The 19,737-nt window shown below is 35.8% G+C and carries 15 protein-coding genes and 1 pseudogene; 8 read left to right on the top strand and 8 right to left on the bottom strand.

Annotated elements, in window-relative coordinates; translation table 11 throughout:
* The first annotated feature begins 689 nt into the window (after nucleotides 1–689).
* Nucleotides 690–3,155: a M4 family metallopeptidase gene (locus WAK64_RS19990; protein WP_336588774.1), complete on the top strand. Its 2,466-nt coding sequence runs from the start codon at nucleotides 690–692 to the stop codon at nucleotides 3,153–3,155.
* Between the two features lie 158 nt (nucleotides 3,156–3,313).
* On the opposite strand, the gene WAK64_RS19985 is transcribed toward WAK64_RS19990, so the two are convergent.
* The 8 genes from WAK64_RS19985 to WAK64_RS19950 form a co-directional block, all read right to left on the bottom strand.
* The gene (locus WAK64_RS19985) at nucleotides 3,314–4,621 is read right to left on the bottom strand and encodes a glycosyltransferase family 4 protein (protein ID WP_336588773.1); all 1,308 of its coding nucleotides are present in this window, start codon (nucleotides 4,619–4,621) and stop codon (nucleotides 3,314–3,316) included.
* 18 nt (nucleotides 4,622–4,639) lie between these two features.
* The gene (locus tag WAK64_RS19980; protein WP_336588772.1) at nucleotides 4,640–5,707 is read right to left on the bottom strand and encodes a protein kinase family protein; all 1,068 of its coding nucleotides are present in this window, start codon (nucleotides 5,705–5,707) and stop codon (nucleotides 4,640–4,642) included.
* A gap of 5 nt (nucleotides 5,708–5,712) precedes the next feature.
* Nucleotides 5,713–6,885 (bottom strand): carboxylate--amine ligase, encoded by a 1,173-nt coding sequence (locus WAK64_RS19975; RefSeq protein WP_336588771.1) that lies wholly within the window; start codon nucleotides 6,883–6,885, stop codon nucleotides 5,713–5,715.
* Entirely contained in the window at nucleotides 6,878–8,188 is a 1,311-nt protein-coding gene (locus WAK64_RS19970; protein ID WP_336588770.1) for a glycosyltransferase family 4 protein, read from the bottom strand. The genes WAK64_RS19975 and WAK64_RS19970 overlap by 8 nt, the downstream gene beginning before the upstream one ends.
* Complete coding sequence (locus WAK64_RS19965; RefSeq protein WP_336588769.1) at nucleotides 8,185–8,841, bottom strand: PIG-L deacetylase family protein; 657 nt, start codon at nucleotides 8,839–8,841, stop codon at nucleotides 8,185–8,187. The genes WAK64_RS19970 and WAK64_RS19965 overlap by 4 nt, the downstream gene beginning before the upstream one ends.
* Before the next feature lie 891 nt (nucleotides 8,842–9,732).
* On the bottom strand, nucleotides 9,733–10,287 hold the full coding sequence (locus tag WAK64_RS19960) for a kinase (protein WP_336588768.1): 555 nt from the start codon (nucleotides 10,285–10,287) through the stop codon (nucleotides 9,733–9,735).
* Between the two features lie 295 nt (nucleotides 10,288–10,582).
* The gene (locus WAK64_RS19955) at nucleotides 10,583–10,978 is read right to left on the bottom strand and encodes a VOC family protein (RefSeq protein WP_336588767.1); all 396 of its coding nucleotides are present in this window, start codon (nucleotides 10,976–10,978) and stop codon (nucleotides 10,583–10,585) included.
* Nucleotides 10,979–11,108: 130 nt separating this feature from the next.
* The gene (locus WAK64_RS19950) at nucleotides 11,109–11,462 is read right to left on the bottom strand and encodes a VOC family protein (RefSeq protein WP_336588766.1); all 354 of its coding nucleotides are present in this window, start codon (nucleotides 11,460–11,462) and stop codon (nucleotides 11,109–11,111) included.
* A 257-nt stretch (nucleotides 11,463–11,719) separates the two neighbouring features.
* On the opposite strand from WAK64_RS19950, the gene WAK64_RS19945 reads away from it, so the two are divergent.
* The 7 genes and pseudogenes from WAK64_RS19945 (at nucleotide 11,720) to WAK64_RS19915 (ending at nucleotide 19,603) form a co-directional block, all read left to right on the top strand.
* On the top strand, nucleotides 11,720–12,634 hold the full coding sequence (locus WAK64_RS19945) for a hypothetical protein (protein WP_336588765.1): 915 nt from the start codon (nucleotides 11,720–11,722) through the stop codon (nucleotides 12,632–12,634).
* Between the two features lie 539 nt (nucleotides 12,635–13,173).
* Nucleotides 13,174–14,154, top strand: coding sequence for a bile acid:sodium symporter family protein (locus tag WAK64_RS19940; RefSeq protein WP_336588764.1), 981 nt, complete (start codon nucleotides 13,174–13,176; stop codon nucleotides 14,152–14,154).
* Entirely contained in the window at nucleotides 14,138–14,638 is a 501-nt protein-coding gene (locus WAK64_RS19935) for a mismatch-specific DNA-glycosylase (RefSeq protein ID WP_336588763.1), read from the top strand. Before WAK64_RS19940 ends, WAK64_RS19935 begins: the two co-directional genes overlap by 17 nt.
* A gap of 315 nt (nucleotides 14,639–14,953) precedes the next feature.
* Nucleotides 14,954–15,739 (top strand): annotated as a pseudogene (locus WAK64_RS19930) (nucleotidyltransferase domain-containing protein).
* A 170-nt stretch (nucleotides 15,740–15,909) separates the two neighbouring features.
* Entirely contained in the window at nucleotides 15,910–16,404 is a 495-nt protein-coding gene (locus tag WAK64_RS19925; RefSeq protein WP_336588762.1) for a hypothetical protein, read from the top strand.
* Nucleotides 16,405–16,575: 171 nt separating this feature from the next.
* Entirely contained in the window at nucleotides 16,576–17,865 is a 1,290-nt protein-coding gene (locus WAK64_RS19920) for a neutral/alkaline non-lysosomal ceramidase N-terminal domain-containing protein (RefSeq protein WP_336588761.1), read from the top strand.
* A 1,018-nt stretch (nucleotides 17,866–18,883) separates the two neighbouring features.
* Complete coding sequence (locus WAK64_RS19915; protein WP_336588760.1) at nucleotides 18,884–19,603, top strand: YwiC-like family protein; 720 nt, start codon at nucleotides 18,884–18,886, stop codon at nucleotides 19,601–19,603.
* Nucleotides 19,604–19,737: the final 134 nt, after the last annotated feature.

Genomic DNA, 19,737 nt, shown 5'->3' with positions numbered 1-19,737 from the left:
CAGCTCCTATTCTACCAACTAAGTGGTCTCCAAGCTGAAGAAGAACATCGCCTGATCGGCTGCGCACTCTCGTTAACTAATTTCTAGGATTGGGTGCAAATCACAGAAAATGGTGAAGAGACTTTATTTAAAGCAATTTAAACTGGATGATCATAAGAATCGATTGTACACCACCAAAAGGGATGATACATGTTAATTTTATATTCCTTACCATATTTCTGTGGCTATTTTATTATTGTAGAATGGAAAAATAGATGAACGAAAAAATAAAAGAGTGTGATTGAAATCACACTCTTTTATATTTGAATAGTTTAAACTTTTTGAAAAATAGATAAGGAAATTGTTTTCTTTAAATCATATTATTGCCATTCGAGTTATTTGCTGCTTCTTTAAATAGAGACAATTTCTGAAGAGGTTGTGAACGGAAGCTTTCATCGACTTATAAAAGTAGAGTGAAGTACTCCTATATGCTATAAATCTTTCAAAATAATAACTGTCAACATAAAAATTTTCCTAAAATAACATCAAATGGTTGATTTAATTTTTAGAATATTGTAAAATCACAATAATATAAGAGAGGAGGTACTAACTAATATTTTTTAGTGCTTTAAACCGAGTATTACAATGTGAATATTTAAATTAAAGCATTACAAGACTAAAATCTATTGTTTATTGGAAAGGGGAAAGAAATGAAAAAGAGAAAATTTGTATCGACATTACTAGCTACTTCGCTATCTGTAGGAGCCTTTTTAACGCCAACAACAATCAGTTCGGTTTCAGCAAATTCAGTTCCAGAAACAACTTCAGCTGAAGGGAATGAAACGCTGAAGCAACAAAGTAAGCTAAAGAAAATGATTGAAAAAACAACGAAAGCAAAGAAGAAATTAAAGATTTCATGGGATGAGAAGAAAGGTGTTCCCCGCTATATTTCTGGTAAACTATCAGATGAAAATGCAGATATTTCAGCATTTCTTAAAGAGAATAAAGATCTCTTTCAAATTGAAGACGGAGAATTTAAGATTGTTGAGAGAGAAACGGATGAGCTTGGCATGACACATTATCGTACTCAGTTCACCGTAGATGGTATTCCAGTATATGGAGCTGAATTAAATGTCCATACGGACCAAAATGGTGTTGTGACATCGATAAACGGTCAAGCAGAACCAAAATTGCTTAATAAAAAATGGTCTAACTCTATTAAACTATCAAAAGAGAATGCCCTTGAAGCAGCAGAAGAACATTTAAGTTTATCACCTGAGGAAGATACGTATACGACTGAACCGAAGGTCGACCTTTATCTCTATAAGCATGAAGAAAAATGGGTGCCTGCCTATATCGTAGAGCTTCAGTTTTTAGAGCCGTATATTGGTCGCGAGCTAATCTTTATAGATGCTAAAAAGGGTGACGTATTGAAATCACAAAATCTAATTAAACATGCGACGGAAACTGGACCACAAACGGGAACAGGTACAGGCGTTTTAGGCGATAGTAAAAGCCTCAACACTTATTTTGATGCTGATAAGGGATCATATTATTTAATCGATACGACAAAATCGATGTTTAATGTGGATGAAACGGCTCCAATTTTATTGGATGGTGTGATTAGAACCTATGATTCTAACGAAATATGGAATACAGGTTCAATTGTTTCAGATAGCGATAACATCTTTGAGGACAAAGCGGCAGTAGATGCGCATTATTATGGTGGAGTCGTCTACGATTATTTTTATGATAAGCATAATCGCAATAGCTATGATGATAAAGGAAGCGATATCGTATCAAGTGTCCATGTAGAAAAGGCTTGGAATAATGCCGCTTGGGTCGGAACACAAATGGTATATGGAGATGGAGATGGAATAACTTTCAGCCCGTTATCAGGGTCTTTAGATGTAGTTGCCCATGAGTTAACACATGCCGTTACTGATTTTTCAGCCGATTTAGTGTATGAAAATGAATCAGGTGCATTAAATGAATCCTTCTCAGATGTATTTGGAATAATCGTAGAAGCAGAAAATGATACTACGGATTCTGTCGATTGGTTATTGGGTGAGGACGTCTATACGCCTAATGTAGCGGGAGATGCGTTAAGAAGTATGGAGGACCCAACGCTTTATGGACAACCTGATCATATGAATGATTTTGTTGTCCTTCCAAATACTGCTGATGGGGATCATGGCGGAGTTCATACAAATAGTGGTATTCCGAATAAGGCTTTCTACCATATTGCTAATGCAATTGACTTAAAAAATACCGTTGCCGGAGAAGATGTGAACCTTGATAAAACAGGTGAAATCTATTACCGAGCTTTAACAAAATATTTAACGTCTCAATCCCAATTTATCGATGCACGTAACGCTATATTACAGGCGACAGAGGACCTATATGGTGCGGATAGTGAAGAATACAGCGCCGTTGCGGATGGATTTGCTTCTGTTGGAATCGGTAGTGCTGCGGATTCAAATGATACATTTGAGGCAGCCTATCAATTAACAGACGATGAAGTATACACAACGACTATCTCATCTGCAACAGATAAAGATTATTACAGCTTTACTTCAGATGTTGATGGGGAGATTACAGTCAATTTAACGAATCTTACAGTAGATGTCCCGGTTGATTATGAGCTGTATTTATACGATAGTAATAAACAACTTATTGAGACATCGGTAGCTGATGAGGCCTCTAATGAGTCCATCGTCTTGTCAACTTCAGAAGCAGGAACCTATTATGTTGAAGTTGTCGGGTTAGACGACACAATCAGTGAAAGTCCATATTCTATTACGGCGACGTTCCCAGAGAACCCTGAACAAGCTGATCTAGTCGACAAAAAATGGTTTGATGAAATGGTAGAAATTCGATCTCCTCATCCATACCCAAGAAATTACAATCAAGTATTTACGTATTCAAAACCAGGAGTTGAAAAAATCAAGATTCATTTTGTTGCTATTTATACAGAACAAGGTTCTGACTTCGTCTATGTAAAAGATAAAAATGGAGATGTTGTAGCAACATATGATGGCATTAATGAAGATATTTGGGTGGAAGTCGAAGGCGATGAAGTGAATATCCAATTAGTGTCTGATCGAAAAAGACAATTGGACGGATTTTTAGTTGATCAAGTGAGTTATTTACATGACTCCTTAATCCTAGACTAATTGGTTTTCGAATCTTTGACATTTCTTAAAGAAATAGGTTAAGTCATAGAATTTTTTAATCATAATGAAAAGGAGAGACCAAATTTACATGGTCTCTCTTTCTTTAAGTAGGCTCTAGTATCTCCGGAAAATCTCCACATACGACCGTTTGACAGTGCTCATTCGTTAATCGTTTCAATATAGGATTTATAAACCTTCTCCATTTTTGTCGCCATCACACTTGAGGTAAAATGGTCGGTAGCGTAAGCTTTTGCTGCTAAGCCTAGCGTTTGGCGTGCATTTTCGTTTGAAAGGAGATAACGAATGGCGTTTGTTAACTCCTCAACATTTCCTGGCTCGCAGAGAAGTCCTGTTCTCTCATGTTGAATCATTTCTGGAATTCCTCCACAAGTCGTTGTAATAATGGCTTGCTGAGAAAGCATGGCTTCAATAAGGGCTAATGGAAAATTATCATTTAAGGTTGGGAGAACATATATATCAGAATGTGAAAGAATCTCAGCAATGTCAGTTCGTTTTCCTAAAAAAAGTACGTTTGAAAGCTGTAAATCATTCACTTGTTTGATGAGTGTCTCTTTCATTACTCCGTCTCCAATAATCCAAAGCTCAACATTAGAGGCTTCTTCTCCTAGTAAGGCAAAAGCGTGTAACAACCCTTCATGTCCTTTGCGCGGAGAAAGTCTGGCTACACAGCTAATAATGACTTTTTCTTTATGTTGTAATTTTGGAAGTGGGTTGAACTCAACTCCTGAATGTATAGTGGTCATCTGTTCTTCTTTTGCATCAAATGAAGCTAAAGGCGTACGGAAGGCATCCGCGATGATGATGATTTCATTTGCTGCTCTCAATCCTTGCTTTTCAATTTCTGTAAAATATAATTCTTCAAGAGATCCAGCTTGAATTTTTTTGAATTTTAAACGGCTTTTTGTAAATAAGCCATGTGGAGTAAAAAGCAACGGCTTCTTATATCGGTGATTTAGACTACTTAAAATAAAGAGAGCAAATAAATCTTGGGCGTGAATGACATCATAGGTGTCGATTTGTTTTCTTTCAAGAAATAACGTATAGACGTGAAGAAAGCTCAAGTTTTTGACGATTTTTTCATGAACGACACCGTACCGATTATGCATAAATGATCTTGCTTGCTCAGCTGCAAAAGGGATATGGTTATTAAATTCAGCCTGTGACATTTGGAGTGGCGAGAGGACATCTACGTGATGACCTAACTTCTCGCATCCAGATTTCAATGAGGTAATATAGTTTGAAAGTCCGCCTGTGTTTGGATATTTAAGAAATGTTACATATAAGATGTTCAATTTGTTTAAAATAGAGGAGCTTTTCCGTCCAAATGACTGCAAGTTGGACGGAATTGGACTTTTTGTTGGGACATCGTAAAATCGATCCATAACAGACAAGAGAGTGGGGTGAATGAAGAGGGGCTCCAATTGCTCATTGTTTTTTTCACTCATTTTTCTCACTCTTTCCTTCTATTTGTAAATCCCCAAATCTTTGCCCCACGTTTCAATTTTGGTAAGGTGATAAAGCAGAAGCTCCCCTCCACGATTATCAAAAAGACGACGGAGCTGAGTTTGTAGCCCTTTTTCCAGTGTCCGTTGCAAATAGGCCATCTTATACAGATCTAGTGGTTTCTCATCAAACTGAATTCCGCGTTTTTGCATTTCGTTTGCGTACACGTTAATGCAGTGCGTTCGAATTTCCTCGGCATGAGGCTGCCAATCTTTTCGGAAGCCTAATAAAATTTCCACTAACACAATCATGTCAAACCAGCCAGAAGCGAACTTTGCTCCTTCCCAATCAATCAATTGAATATCCCAGGCTCTTTCCTTGCTGACGTCTTTTGAACAAATATTTTGCATATGAAGGTCACCGTGTGTAATGGATGAACCACTTTCCATTAATTCAGGAAAAAAATCAGGTCCACGATCGTACGTTTTCATAAGTGCCTTGTAGCGAGGTGCAATAATCCTTTTTAAATGTTTATCCTTTGCTGCGTCCTGTAAAAAAACCATCGTTTTGGAGATGGATTTTCGACGCCTCGTTCTCATTTTTTTGGAATCATATATGGGAAGCCATGGTTGGAACGTACTTTCCTCTTGATGAAAATTGTCTTCATACGTGTGAGCATGCAGCTGGGAAATGGACGGGATAATGTAGTCAAAATGCTTTGGGGTAAATGTAAGCTGTCCCCGGATTTGCTGTAGACATTCCATGAAAATCCATGTTTCTCCACCGTTAATGAAAGACTCTACAACGTGGATTTTTGGTAGGAAGGATTCAAGGAAAGGGTAAGCCTTCGTATAAAGATTAATTTCAATTTCGTTTTTATAGTTTGTAGACGAATAGATTTTAAAAATGATAGGGTAGTTGCTTTTCGATGATTTGACTTGCAATTTATAAATGCTGCTGCGTTGGGTTGACTTCAAGCATTCAATTGATGACGGAACAATTCTCACTGATTCTTCTAAGGAAGTGGATAGCTTCTCCTCAATCTTATGTTTTTTGAATAAAGAATACAGTTCTTTCGGTTGGTACACACAAATCACTCCTTTTTTTTCCGATTCCATGCATTCCGTAAATGAGATAGTGAGCTTCTAATAAAAGGCATTGGATCACGCCAGGAAAAGAGAGCATAGACGTTTTTTCCTTTAAAACCTGATGTGAAATCCTTTATCTTCATGAGTCCCCGTTTCCGTTTTTCAAGGAAAGTTAGAAAATAACGAACGAGATAGATCCATTGAACCCCATCGATTTGTTCAAGTTGTGCTGACGGCTGCTGCCCTGTTAAATATTGATAATATAAATAGACAAAATCTACACCTGCTGCTCCTGTTAAACTATGTGTTAACCAAAAACGAGGATTGATCTCAATCAGCTTATATTCTCCGTCACGTGGATCTTTTTTGTATTCAATCATCCCAATCCCTTTTAGTTGGAGCGTTTCTAATAGTGGCACGCCTAAATTTACTAATTCGGGAATTCGTTTTGATACGATGTGTGCTCCTGTCCCAAATTGTATGGGAAACTGGTGATTTTTTTGGAGTGTGAATAAGGCAATTAAATTCATTTCGTCATCAAAGAAAGTGGCTAGTTTGTAAAACGTTTGATTGTCTCCTGGAATAATCTCTTGAATGACGATTTCCCCCACATTTTGATAAAGAGGAAACTCTTCTCGTAGTTGGGTCGCATTTTCGATTAAGATGGCCTTCGTATTTAAATGTTTCCGAAATTCATGACCAGCAACGGGCTTTAATATACAAGGAAATTCTAGTTCGTCTATAGTGGCTTCTAATTGGTCTTCATTTTCAACAAAAAATGTTTTGGCTGTTGGGACATTGTGTTCTTTCGCGATGTCATATGTTTTCTTTTTATCTAATAAATCTTCTACAAGGGAGTGTTCAGGAAATATAAATAGGAAATATTCAGCCAGTACACCCCGGTATTTTGAAACGAAAATAACATAATCGTCGGCTCCGACGAATAGAACAGGTTTTTCGTCAAAATCCTTGGCGAATTTAATCAAAAAGGAAAGTAGCTCTGCTTCTTCTGTTAGTGGACTTGGGCAAATAGCACATGAAGCTAAGCGAGATTTCCCTTTTTGATACGGACCTTCTGTATCAAATGCATACACATCAATTCCTTTATCCGCTAATATATGAATCATCCCTACACCATTTGCGCTTAAATCGAGAACTACGGCAGCATGTTTATTCATTGCGTTCCTCTTCCTTACTTGCCAATAGTTGTTGATATTTTTCGGAAATTTGATTGACCATCATGTCACGGGTAAGTTGTTTTTGAGCGTAGTCGTAAGCATTTTGTGCCAATTTAGCTCGGGTATCTTTTTCCAGAATGAGACGTTTAAGTTGTTTGGAAAGAGCTTTAATATCTTTAGGTTCGATGATAATACCCGTTTTATCGTGTTCGATTAATTCTGGAATACCCCCGCAGTTCGTTGTAATTACCGCAGTACGGCTATGCATCGCTTCGATAATTGACACAGGTAGGTTGTCGTTTAGTGTAGGAAGGACAAATATATCCGTATGACTTAAAATGTTGGCTATGTCGTCTCGTTTTCCTAAAATGCGGACGTTGTCTAAGTGAAGCGATTCTTTCATTTCTTCCAGTGTCGTTCTCATTTCACCATCTCCAACGATTAGAACCTCCACATGTTTCGTGTGTTTTTTTATTTTGGAAAGAGCCTTTAATAAGTCATTATGACCTTTTCGAGGACCGAGTCTAGATATGGATGAAATGATGATTTTTTTGTTTTTTTTCCTTTGTACTGCTGGAAAGTCAATTCCAGTGTAGATGGTAGTTAATTTCTTAGCTTTTGCTCCCATGTCCTTTAGAGGTTTATGAAAGGAGTCACTGATCACAATAAGATGATCAGCGTATTTTATCGCTTTCCGTTCAATTGTTTCATAGTAAATTTCTTCGACTGATCCCTTTTCAATACGATTAAATTTGATTCGATTAAAGGTAAACATCCCATGCGGGGTAAATAATAAAGGTTTATTGTATTTAGCATTAAACCTACCTAGAATATTCGCTGTAAAAAGATCTTGAGCATGAAAGATATCGTATTGATCGAGGTCCATTTTCATTAACATTTGTTCATAAATATATAAGAGACGGGTGCTTTGTAATATTTTTTTTGAGTACTCTCCGTAGCGGTTTGTAAGAAAATTCTTTAATTTAGGGACAATCTCTTTCCTTAAGGCTGCAACCTTCTCCTGAGGAAATTGATTAGGCGAAATTACATCGACTTTATGTCCCATTTCTATGAGGCCATCTCGCAATGAGGTAATATAGTTAGATAGCCCTCCTGTATGGGGGTAGTCCCAAAATGTTGCAATTAAAATGGACAGTTGTTTTTTAGAAGATCGTTTCTTTTTTCCACCTGACCCTCCACTTGGTTTTTGATTATAGTCTTTTTCTGATAAAGGTGGTGTGACGTTATAATAGTGATCTAATGCGGAGATGACATAAGGATAGGGGAATAGGAGCTCACTCATTGCCAAACCCTCCTAATCATCTCGAATGCTTCGGCATACGGAACGCCAACTGTCATGCCTCGGACATTCGCTAAATGTTTTACCCCCTCGAAAGAGCGGGGATGCGGGAAATCCCTCATTTCAACATCGTAATGCTTCAATGCTGATAGTTTATGATCAATCGTTGTAGAAATATTTACAAAATAATTTGGTTTAAAAGTATGGTCGTTTGTTTGGGTATTCCATTCACTTGAAGAAACCGTTTCAAATGCAAGGATATCGATTGGCTTATTGTTTGGCAATGGGCGCGCAGCGGTTAATACTGCCTGAAATGTCACCTGGTGATCTCGGTTTAGGTCACCGTAATGATGTGTAAAAATCGTATCAGGATTATAACGGGCAATGAACCCTTCGATTTGCTTCGTTAATAAATGCAGTGGCTGCATTTCTAGTTCAAGGTTTGGGTGTTCTAAAAAAATGAGCTCATGAATCCCGATTTCATTATTTGCTTGTCTAGCGAGCTGCTGAATATGGTGCGCTTCTTCTTTTCTGCCGAGTGCGGTAATAATCGACACAACTTTATTCCCTTGAAGAATTAGTCGTTTTAACGTTCCACCTAGCCCTAACAATTCGTCGTCTGGATGTGCTGCAATGACTAAAACCGTATTGCTCAATGTTCATTCCTCCAATCTAACACGTATTACATTACTATATGTTGAAAGGAACAAAGAGGAAATAGACAGAAGCGGAAGGGCAGTGGTAAATATGACAACTTCTTTTTAAATGAAAAATTAACGTCGTCTTTGTTGAAAATATACGAATAGGTAAACAGATAATAAGAATGGTCTTGAACGTAAACCTTCACGACCGCCGTTACAGCAACGATATAAGAAAACTGTCTATCAATGATAGTGAGAACAGACGGGTGATGAGGGACTTTTCTACTAGTGAAGAAGTTTGAAGGGTGATGTAAAGTAGTTTGAAATATCGAAAGAAGTATAAATAAACCTTATAAAAAATCTTAATTAAAGTGATATTCAACTAACTCAAGCAACTATTAAACCTAAAAATAGTGAGTTTATTTCGTGTTATCATCAATGTGCTTCTTTGACCATTTCCGGTTGTCTATAAATACAAGCTGTTGGTATCAGCCATATTCGTGATTCCATTTTCTTTTACTGTACTTAAAAAATCGTTTGAAAACATAAAGGGAGTTCTTTATCGTTAATAATCGTTTCATTAGCGCCTATAGATACTGAAATCGCGACTCTAAAATAATCACTAGGTTTGGTTTAGTATAGGTAATGTGAGTTAAAAAGAACAAAAGGAATCAAAACGACAGATGGTATAAAGGTGATTTTTCTCAAATGAAATACCTAATAATATGATGTTTCAGGGCAACTAAAAGAGCGATTTCCTTTTGGTTTCGAGGAATGGAAAAATACAATCCCTTTACGAACGGAGTCGATTCAAACGAACTATGTATCGTACGGTAATCTCTTAACCGTACAAAAGAAATCAAACATATTCAATAGAGGAAACGGAGTAGGTGAACAAAGACTAGTTCAAACCTTATCCTTCCATTCTTTATACAACGAAGGCTTTAGCGTTTTCACATGAGTTAAAAACTCTTCCATTAAGCCAAATTTACGAATTCCTTTAAAGAGTTTTTTAGGAACAGTTGTAGTCGTTGAGAATGCTCGTTTATGGTCGATGACTTTAAATTCACCTTTTATGTTTATTAGCATATGTCGAACTTCTGTATCCCATCGATTGAACCCTACACGCTTCAATTCTTCGAGTACATTTAAAATTTTTAATGTGAGTTCTTTATTCATTGTTCTATTATGCTTTAAGTAACGTGCAAGTGATATTCCTTGAACATATTCCATCACAATATAATTGTCTCCATATTCATAAAGACGAGGAAAAATAGGGGAGGATTGACCAGTTTGTAAAGCTTGTAGTTCTTTCTGTTGTGTTTCTTCATGGAAATAGTACTTAACACACTTCTTTTGCGATAATTTATAAATTTTTCCATCTTTGCCGTCCCCGATGGGGGAAAAAGGGGATAAGTCCAATTCTGTTATTTTCCGTTTCTTATGAAAATCATATTTCATTCATTTCCCTCCTTTATTCATGATACGTTAGTCGTTTATATAAACCTTCAATCGATTGCTTCTTTATAGTGTATGGCGAATGTTCCAATTATGTAATCAAACGGATTAATTCAGTTGATAAGTCTAACTGTTTATGCATTCATCGCCCATTTTACATTCGAACTATTAGAAAAAACCTTTCAATTTGAAAGGTTTTTTTGTAATGGTGTGATTTATTAGACGAGTAGAGGATGAATATTCTCGTATTTTTCAGTATCTAACTACGAGGCATTGAATCCTGCGAACGAAAAAAAGGTCAAGGTGCTACTAATTCAACCTTTATTCGATCTGGGTCTTCAAAAAATACAGCATAATAATCTTTCCCTCCTGCAAAAGGGTGTTTATCAGGGTAAAGAATGGTCACACCTTTTTCTTTTAGCTTTCTTGTTACTTCATCAACGTGTTGACGTGAACTTGCGTGGAAAGCTAAATGATTTAGGCCTACGCGACATCTATGATAGGGAACATCCATAAATCTTTCTTCTGTTTGCACGAAACATAGGTATGTTTCTCCAATGATCCAGCTTTGCCCAATTTCCCATTTTTGATAAGGTTCATATCCTAATTCCTCTAATAACCAACCCCAAAAGGCAACTGAATTTTTCAAATTAGAAACATAAATTTCTATATGATGTATAAGTCCTTGTGGCAAGTAGGAACCTCCTTTTTTATGTTTTCACATCATTGGATAACCAAGTCGTTTTATCTATTATTAGAAAAAACGCCTATTATAAAAAATGTGCATATAGGACATATGGGTACTATATGCTTGGTCGTTTTGACTAACATTTACAAATCATGAGGTGATTCCCATCTGGGTCTTTGAAAGTAAAATAATGATTATGTTCAATATTTGAGGTCATATCGACCTCTTTATTTTTCATATACGTATAAGCTTCCTCAATATTTTCTGTATTAAAGTGGAAGGTAGGAGCTTTAAATGTCTTCTCAGGGGAGTAGATTTTGCTGTCTAATACGACTTGTGTCCCTTTCATTGGAAGAACATAAATATGACCAAATTGTATTTCACCATCTGCGGGCAGGCCTAAGATTTGACTATACCACTCTCGTGCTTCCTCTATGTTTCGGACAGGAACAAAAATTGCACCAATTTCATTTAAAATAGGATTTTTCATTATACTACCTCTCCTTCTTTTTTTTATCTCCTTTCTATTCGATGTCTTCCTGTTAGATTCCTGCCTATCGTCCTTTCTAGAATGATGAGGTGCTAAACTTTAACCAAACAAGCAATTATATCAACGTACAAGCAAGGAATTAGGCATTCGCTGATTTTATGAAAAATGGGCTTTAGATTGGGTCAATGCCCTCCCGAAGAACGTATATATGGTGTAGAAATATGATTAAATCGTCTATAGAAAAGGGAGGAGTTGCTATGTCATCACCGAAAGATTCCTTTCATTCGTTCTTAGAAACATTGAAAGGAAAAGTGGTGAACATCGAACTTGGTTCGTCTGAAATTAACAGCGGCTTGTTGCTGGATGCGCCATCTGATTATATAGTTGTTTCAACGAATGTTGATCAACTTATCTATATTAACACCAACCATGTAAAAAGAATTATTGAAAAAACAGATGTGAAGATTTCACCAGAGCAAGAAGAGGAAGCAGAGCCAGAATGGAGTATCTATAGTGATTTTTCAGAATTGGTTCAATCATTTCAAAACAAATACACTTATATTAATAATGACACGAAAAGTGGATTAATACTTGGCTATGTTGAAAACTATCTCATCGTTTCTAATGAAACGAATGGAATTGTTTACTATAATATCGCTCACATCCATACAATTTATGAAGATCTTGTCAAGCAAGTAGAGGAATCCAATGCAGAGATAACTGAATTTGAACAAGTAGACAAAGTGGAACAATTACTTTGTTCATTGTTTCAGAAAGAAGTGACAATCGACCTTGGTGAGACAGATATAATAGAAGGAACGTTAATTGATTGTAGTGAAGATCACTATAAAATAGTGCGTAATGAGGAAGTCCATTTGATTAACCCTCTTTATATTCACAGCATTTGTGAAAGAATAATCGATTTACCTCAGGAAGAGGATTTAGAAGAAGTTGAAGAAACCCAACCGATAAACGAAGAAGAAATAGATGAGACCGAGTATGACCTTTTCGACGATTCCGTTGATCCAAATGAAGAAGAGTTTATTGAAGTGGAAGAGGAGTATCGAAGAGGCTATCGAGTCCGGACAAATATTAGGAGAAGATGGAAAGAAAAAGAAAAACATTCAAAAGAAACCGTTGATAAAACGATTGACTATTTCTGGAATCCTTAAATTCCACATATTGTATGAAGCAACTAGTGTAAGGGGAGTAGGAGGATTATAATAACTCGATTCAAAATTATGAACAAAAGCAGCGAGACGAACGGTTTTTAAACATCCATTTAACGCTTGGGGTACAGTGGGATTCCGAGCGTTTTTATTTTGCTACGATGTCAGTGAACGCCGTTTGACAGAGTATTCATGACTGAAGAAATTTTAAAAATAACCTTCTATTCGGTATTGGCATCTGGGTACATATGTTTAACTAATACTGTATATTGACTTTCTTCTTTCTATAAGCTCCTATACAAAAGAGGTCGATTCCTCGGGGAAGAAATCATTCAAAAACAAGGAATATATGAGATTCAAACAGGATGGACCGAAGTGAAAACTATTCTTGAACTGGGACTTTACTCATTCATTCAGCTTTAAAAAGATGACAACCTTTACGGGACAATGCAAAAAATAAGGAAATTGATTCATCATTTGAAATGACAGGATACTAGAATAAATATGATATACTTTTAAAATGAGTAAACATGAGGAGTTCCATGATGCTAGAGAAATTGAACAGGTGGCTGCAAAAACTATTACCAATTATCACACCCATTAGTGTCATCATAGGTGTTTTATTCGCGGATTATTTAGCTCAATGGACATTTATCGTGCCTTGGGTATTTGCCATGATGACTTTTTCAGGAAGTTTAAGTTCTAACTTTCATTCTGTGAAAGAAGTATTTTTACGACCGCTCCCGTTACTTTTCGTACTGATACTTCTTCATATTGTTATGCCATTATGGGCTTATGGAATAGGATCAATCGTTTTTCAAAATGCTTATACGATAACCGGTTTGGTTCTGGGAATGGCTATTCCAACTGGAATAACGAGCTTTGTTTGGGTATTAATCTATAAAGGTAATATAGGACTAGCCCTTTCGGTCATTTTAATTGACACACTATTATCTCCCATCATTGTTCCTGCTACATTGGCTCTTCTAGTTGGAGAACGGGTACCATTTCATGTTGGGCCCTTAATGAGTGGATTCTTTTTCATGATTGTGTTGCCTTCTCTCATCGGCATGACCCTGAATCAGCTTAGTTCAGGAACGATTAAAGATTCATTAGGAGCTACACTAGCCCCTTTCTCGAAGCTCGGAATTGGTATCGTTGTCTCCATTAATAGTGCTGCGGTTGCGCCTTACTTACGTCATATCGATTATGAATTAATCTTAATTGCTAGTACCGTTTTCGTGATTTCAATGAGTGGCTATTTGCTTGCATGGGTAGTAGGAATCCTAACGAAACAAAATAGAGAAAATAGAGTAACTCTATTATTTTGTGGGGGAATGAGAAATATAAGTGCAGGAGCTGTTATGGCGGTACAATATTTCCCTCCACCTGTTGCAGTGCCTGTAGTAGTAGGCATGCTTTTTCAACAAGTGCTCGCATCGATATTTGGGACAGTATTTGCTAAAACAGAAAGAAACACACTAGGAAGCAGGGAGTTGGAGAAAGTTGAACGAAGTAGTTGACCATTTGCAACCGAATCTTAAAATCGTTTTTATCGGCTACAACCCAAGTGTTCGATCATCAGAACAGGGACATCATTATGCTCATCCAAGTAATCGCTTTTGGAAAATACTCCATGCGGCTTCATTAACACCGAGAGTATTTCACCATTCAGAAGATCAAAATTTACTCTCACTAGGCTACGGTTTTACGAATATTGTCAGTAGACCTACTAAAGCGGCAGCAGATATTACATCTATCGAATACGATGAAGGGAGAGTTCTACTGCAACAAAAACTGGGTATTTATCTCCCAAAGGTAGCCTTTTATGTAGGAAAAGGAGTGTATCAGCAACTTACGAAGCGAAAGAAAATCTATTGGGGGAAGCAGGAAGAAAGTGTTGTAGGTGGTGTCATAGACTTTGTAGCCCCCTCTTCAAGTGGTTTAGTTAGAATGAATATAGATGAAATGAGTGCAATCTATCAACAATTAAATCGGTATATATAAATCAGCCTTATGACATTCAGTCATGAGGTTTTTAATATATACATGAAAAACGAACTATAATAATCGCCTCCCATCAAAAGAATATTCCTATTGTATGAGCTTACTGGGTAGACAAAAATTGAACGGAATACGATAGAGTTATTACTTCTTCAACTAATCTATTTCGTTATAATAAACACATTATAGTATTTTCTATCTAGCTGTTTGGTCAATAAAAAGTCCATTCATACACAGATGGATTCTTAATTCGTTATTGTGGAAAGATTCAAAAAATAATGAAATATTTTATACGATAGAAGCATGGAGGTTACGGTGATGAAAGAAACAATAATAAAATCCTTATTAAAAATTGAAGAAGAATATAATGTAAAGGTTCTATAGGCTGTTGAATCGGGAAGCAGAGCTTGGGAATTTCCTTCAAAAGATAGTGATTATGATGTTCGTTTTATCTATGTGCATCGAAAGAATGATTATCTAGCAATTGACCAAATGGGGATCGGGAAGAAAAGAGATGTAATTGAATTACCAATTAATGATTTATTAGATATATCTGGCTGGGAACTTACAAAGGCATTGAGGCTATTTAGAAAATCCAACCCCCCTTTACTAGAATGGCTAAGGTCAAGGATTGTCTATTATCAAGCTTTCTCTACTGTTGACAAGATGAAAGAGCTTAGTATGGATATTTTTGCTCCGAACTCCTGTTTACACCACTACTTAAATATGGCAAGTAAGAATTTTCGTGAATACTTGCAAGGGGATGAAGTAAGAATAAAAAAATATTTCTATGTATTAAGACCAGTATTAGCTGCGAAATGGATAGAAAAATATAATGAGTTTCCACCATTAGAGTTCCCAAGATTACTAGAGGATCTATTACCTGATGGGGAATTAAAGAAACAAATTCAAATCTTATTAAAAAGAAAAATAAACGGAGAAGAGCTTAATTATGAACCGAAAGTTGAAATCATAAACCAGTTTTTAAATGAGGAAATCATAAGACTAAGAGAATATTCAAAGCAAATAAATATCAATATACAAGACCCTACACATCATCTTGATCTGATATTTAGAAGTACATTAGAAAAGGTGTGGAGCTAGGATTCTTTGTTTTCTGGTAACGAATTAGGTAGTCTACTTATTACCGAATAAAGAAGGTTAGATTTTAAAGAATTGGACAAATGCTACAATAAAATATCGCTTTTATTTTTAAGAAAATGAAATATTCCTCCTTATTGTACGTATAAGTTGTTACTGAGGAGGTTGAAATTATGAAAAATATCATTAGTTTCATCAAGAATTTATTCGTTTTGGTGCCTGTTATTGTTTTACTTGTCGGTTGCTTTTCAGAAACAGTGGATGAGAAAACTATTCGAACTTTTTTGGAAAAAGAGTTCACAGGGCCTAGTGATGAACTAAAGGATGCTTTTGAACAAGATGGAGCATTTCCACCTGAACTAGAAGAGTATGTCGAAGAAAACTATAAGCCTCTCGTTGTGAATTGGGAAGAAATGATTAAATCTAATCAAATTATGCTATTTCAAACATTTGCATATGGATATGGGTTTCAATTAAAACCAACTTCTATTGAGATGAAACTAGTTCAAGATAATGCATATGATTATGAAGTAAAAGTGGAATATACAAAAGACAATCAAAAAAACACTGCAATTATCACGGCAAGAATTAATCTCAATGAAAATGGAAAGATAGTATCTATCCGAAATATGGATGATGATGGTTTATTAGAAATAATGAAACCATGAACAGGCAAATTGAACATAAAATCTAAGAAAGATCGCATTCCTCTAATAAGAAATGCGATCTTTTCCATTTTTTTAATTGTATAATTAGGTTGTATTTGAAATAATTGTAATATAATCATGATAGTTAAGTAAGCAATGAGATCAATGTCATAGGAAGATGGAGAGATTTGAATGAGTAGAGTAGGAGTGTACAAGGTGGATATTACACCACCTTTAGGGATTGACTTTATTGGATATCATAGAACAACAGGGATTACAAACGTTAATGAAAGAATATATGCGACAGCGTTTGTGTTTGAAAGCAACAAAACGAAAACGGTTTTTATTAGTGTCGATAATATTGGAATGCTCGTTGAAGATACTTTAAGAGTCCGTCAGCAAATAGCCATGGAATTAAATATTTCTATTGAAGTAATAACTATTGTCTATAGCCATACTCATTCAGGACCTGCTACAGTCAGTCATAGTGAAGTAGTAAAAGCTTATAAAACAATATTGATAAGAAATGTTGTTAAAGCGGCAGTTAATGCAAACAACAATTTGGAGCCTTCTGAGGTTGGTTGGAATGTTACAACAGGGGACATAGGTGTAAATCGAAGAGAAAATACGCCTGATGGTAAAGTAATAATGGGAACAAATGAAAATGGTATTGTTGATAAACGGATAGGCATTTTAGTAGCTCGAAATAAACATACACAAAAGCTATCCGGAGCCATTGTGTTTTGTACTGCACACCCTAATGTATTAAAGAAGGATAGTGATATCTTATCAGCAGATTATCCGGGATTAACACGCGAAATTCTAGAATCCACATTTAAATGTCCAGTAATCATTGTACAGTGTGCAACTGGAAATGTTAACGCTAAGTACCGTGGTTCAATGGAAGCGTTAAGGAAAATGGCCTATGTATTGAGTGGGAATGTTCTTACGATGATTCCATCTACTCCTTTCAAATCTATTTCCAAGCTTGAAATAATTTCTGATAAGGTGCCATTGGATTTAAAAGCAATTCCTGAACCTGATGAACTAAAAAAAATGGCGGCAGCAGCTGAAGAACAGTGGGGAGTGAATCCAAATAAGTGGCTTACGGCTATGGTAGATAAGTACAATCAGCAAAATAGACACATATCCATTGAGTTGGAAATTCAACTATTTCAACTAAACGAAGGCTTATTTTCAGGAATACCAATGGAGCCTTTTTCGGAATCTGCTCTTATTGTTCAAGAAAAGCTTAAAAGCAATCTTGCTTTTTTTGGTGGCTATACAAACGGATATCTTGGATACCTACCGACAAAGGAGGCATATCCATTTGGAGGCTATGAGGTGGAGCTTAATCCAATCGTATATGGACCCATAACAGGATTATGGATGCCTCCAGTCGAGAATACAGCTGATTTGGTGGTGAACAAAGTCTTTGAACTACACACTATAACATCTTCAACTAATAGCTGCTCTAACTAAAGATATATAACAAACCTTTTTTTTCTAAACATTACGATTCAGCATTCAGCGCAAGAATTGAAAAACATGAACGATGCAATCGATGAATTTTCATTTTAAAAACGAAACTTCTATAAAATTGGAAGTTTCGTTTTGATTTAGTTGGCTTTTTAATTAAGCTACTTTTTTATTATCTAACTATTTAGAGGATTTTAAGATTGGATATTTTGAAAAAGTGATATAGTCAGAACTACCGTTGAAAATGTATCTGCGGACATTAAAGTTATTATTTTTCCTCTGTTTTTCTCTTTTGATGATATTATAAGTTCTCGGGAAAGCGCACTCCATATAACAATAGATACGATGGCTACTATTAATAGCAACATATTTTCGCCCCTTGTATAATAATTTTGACATTTGGTAATATCAATGTATCGAAGTTTCAATATTTTGTAAAAAAATCTTTTTATAATCAAGCCTTTCATCGTGATTTCGTTCTCTGTTGCTGAAACCTTTCAAATACATGAAACCAAGCAAGGTCATTGTTGACGGTTTGGCTATATTAGAGCCACTTTATACGACTTTTTCCACCAGTATGCATTTTAAAGGAATACCAAGAATCAGTACATAAACTCTTTCAGCTGAAGGTTTATGACTGATTGCTAAGTACTATTCTCAAAGTGATCCTTCTATTAGTTTGTATAGCCTATCAATTAGATAAGTCGATTGTAGTATTCTGCTCGGCGATTAAGAATTTCTTCTTGGATTTGAGTAGTTGCTTCATTAGAATTTGTATTCTTTTTCATTTGTTGCTTCTTTTTTTTGTTTTTCATCGTTTACCCTCCGGTTTGTTCATTTATTCTATTAGTATAATCAATACGAGAAGAAACCATAACAAACGGAAGAATGGTTTTTCATCCGCCTTAAGATGGAAGGAAGGACTATTATTCAAACGCTAATATGTGATACAAATCACATATTGACGGTTCTTTGTTTGATAAAATGCTCGTATAGTCTTTATGGAATGGAAGTGACTGAAATGAAAGTAATTTTGCCTAAACAGCATGGAGCGTGGGCTATGTTGATCCTTCCCTTTTTGCTTAGTAGCATTATTGGAAACCCAAGTTTATTTCATCTTCCTTTATTTTTCGGCTGGTTGTTTTTATATTTAGCTACATATCCGCTCTTATTATTTTTAAGAAGGAAGAAGCCTAGTCTTCACGGAAAATGGGCGAGTATTTATTTAGGTTTGGCATTCCTTTTCCTTATTCCACCCCTTTTATATGAGTGGAGGTTGATTTATTTTGGTATAGCCATGATTCCCTTTTTCATCATTAATATATATTTTGCTAAAATCAATCGAGAAAGAGCTTTTTGGAATGATGTAACAGCGATTAGTTCGTTTTGTGTAGGAGGGCTTGCAAGCTATTATTTAGGGGTGGGTTCGCTTGATGAAATGGCCTGGTTTTTAGCCATATTATCGTTTCTTTTTTTCCTTGGTAGTACTTTTTATGTCAAAACAATGATTCGTGAAAAAAAGAATCCAAAGTATAAATGGTATTCATGGGGCTATCATGCGTTAATACCTATCCTTTTACTTATCACAGGGAATGGATTATTTCTAATTGCGTATATTCCAAGTGTATTAAGAGCATTTTTATTTTATGGAAAGAAAATGTCTATCAAAAAAGTAGGGATTCTGGAAATTGAAAACTCGGTGTTTTTTTTGTTAGCCATATTAATGATTATGTATATATGATGATGTTTTTTGATAAGCAAGCGGGTGATTCGTTGTGTTTTTCGTCTCTCAAGTGATCACTGGCGTAAAGGGAATTTCTTTTACTTCTCATGGTAATGCAGGAGCTCATAAGTTTGAGTTGCTGTGAAGTAAGA

The organism is Bacillus spongiae (assembly GCF_037120725.1).
GTDB lineage: Bacteria > Bacillota > Bacilli > Bacillales > Bacillaceae_K > Bacillus_CI > Bacillus_CI spongiae.
Note: the sequence above shows the minus strand (reverse complement) of the source record. Positions and strands in the feature narration are given on the sequence as shown.

Bases quoted from the DNA above. Each gene is read 5' to 3' on its own strand.
- WAK64_RS19990 (WP_336588774.1), top strand. From the start codon at position 690: ATGAAAAAGAGAAAATTTGTATCGACATTACTAGCTACTTCGCTATCT.
- WAK64_RS19985 (WP_336588773.1), bottom strand. From the start codon at position 4,621: ATGAGTGAAAAAAACAATGAGCAATTGGAGCCCCTCTTCATTCACCCC.
- WAK64_RS19975 (WP_336588771.1), bottom strand. From the start codon at position 6,885: ATGAATAAACATGCTGCCGTAGTTCTCGATTTAAGCGCAAATGGTGTA.
- WAK64_RS19970 (WP_336588770.1), bottom strand. From the start codon at position 8,188: ATGAGTGAGCTCCTATTCCCCTATCCTTATGTCATCTCCGCATTAGAT.
- WAK64_RS19960 (WP_336588768.1), bottom strand. From the start codon at position 10,287: ATGAAATATGATTTTCATAAGAAACGGAAAATAACAGAATTGGACTTA.
- WAK64_RS19950 (WP_336588766.1), bottom strand. From the start codon at position 11,462: ATGAAAAATCCTATTTTAAATGAAATTGGTGCAATTTTTGTTCCTGTC.
- WAK64_RS19945 (WP_336588765.1), top strand. From the start codon at position 11,720: ATGTCATCACCGAAAGATTCCTTTCATTCGTTCTTAGAAACATTGAAA.
- WAK64_RS19940 (WP_336588764.1), top strand. From the start codon at position 13,174: ATGATGCTAGAGAAATTGAACAGGTGGCTGCAAAAACTATTACCAATT.
- WAK64_RS19925 (WP_336588762.1), top strand. From the start codon at position 15,910: ATGAAAAATATCATTAGTTTCATCAAGAATTTATTCGTTTTGGTGCCT.
- WAK64_RS19920 (WP_336588761.1), top strand. From the start codon at position 16,576: ATGAGTAGAGTAGGAGTGTACAAGGTGGATATTACACCACCTTTAGGG.
- WAK64_RS19915 (WP_336588760.1), top strand. From the start codon at position 18,884: ATGAAAGTAATTTTGCCTAAACAGCATGGAGCGTGGGCTATGTTGATC.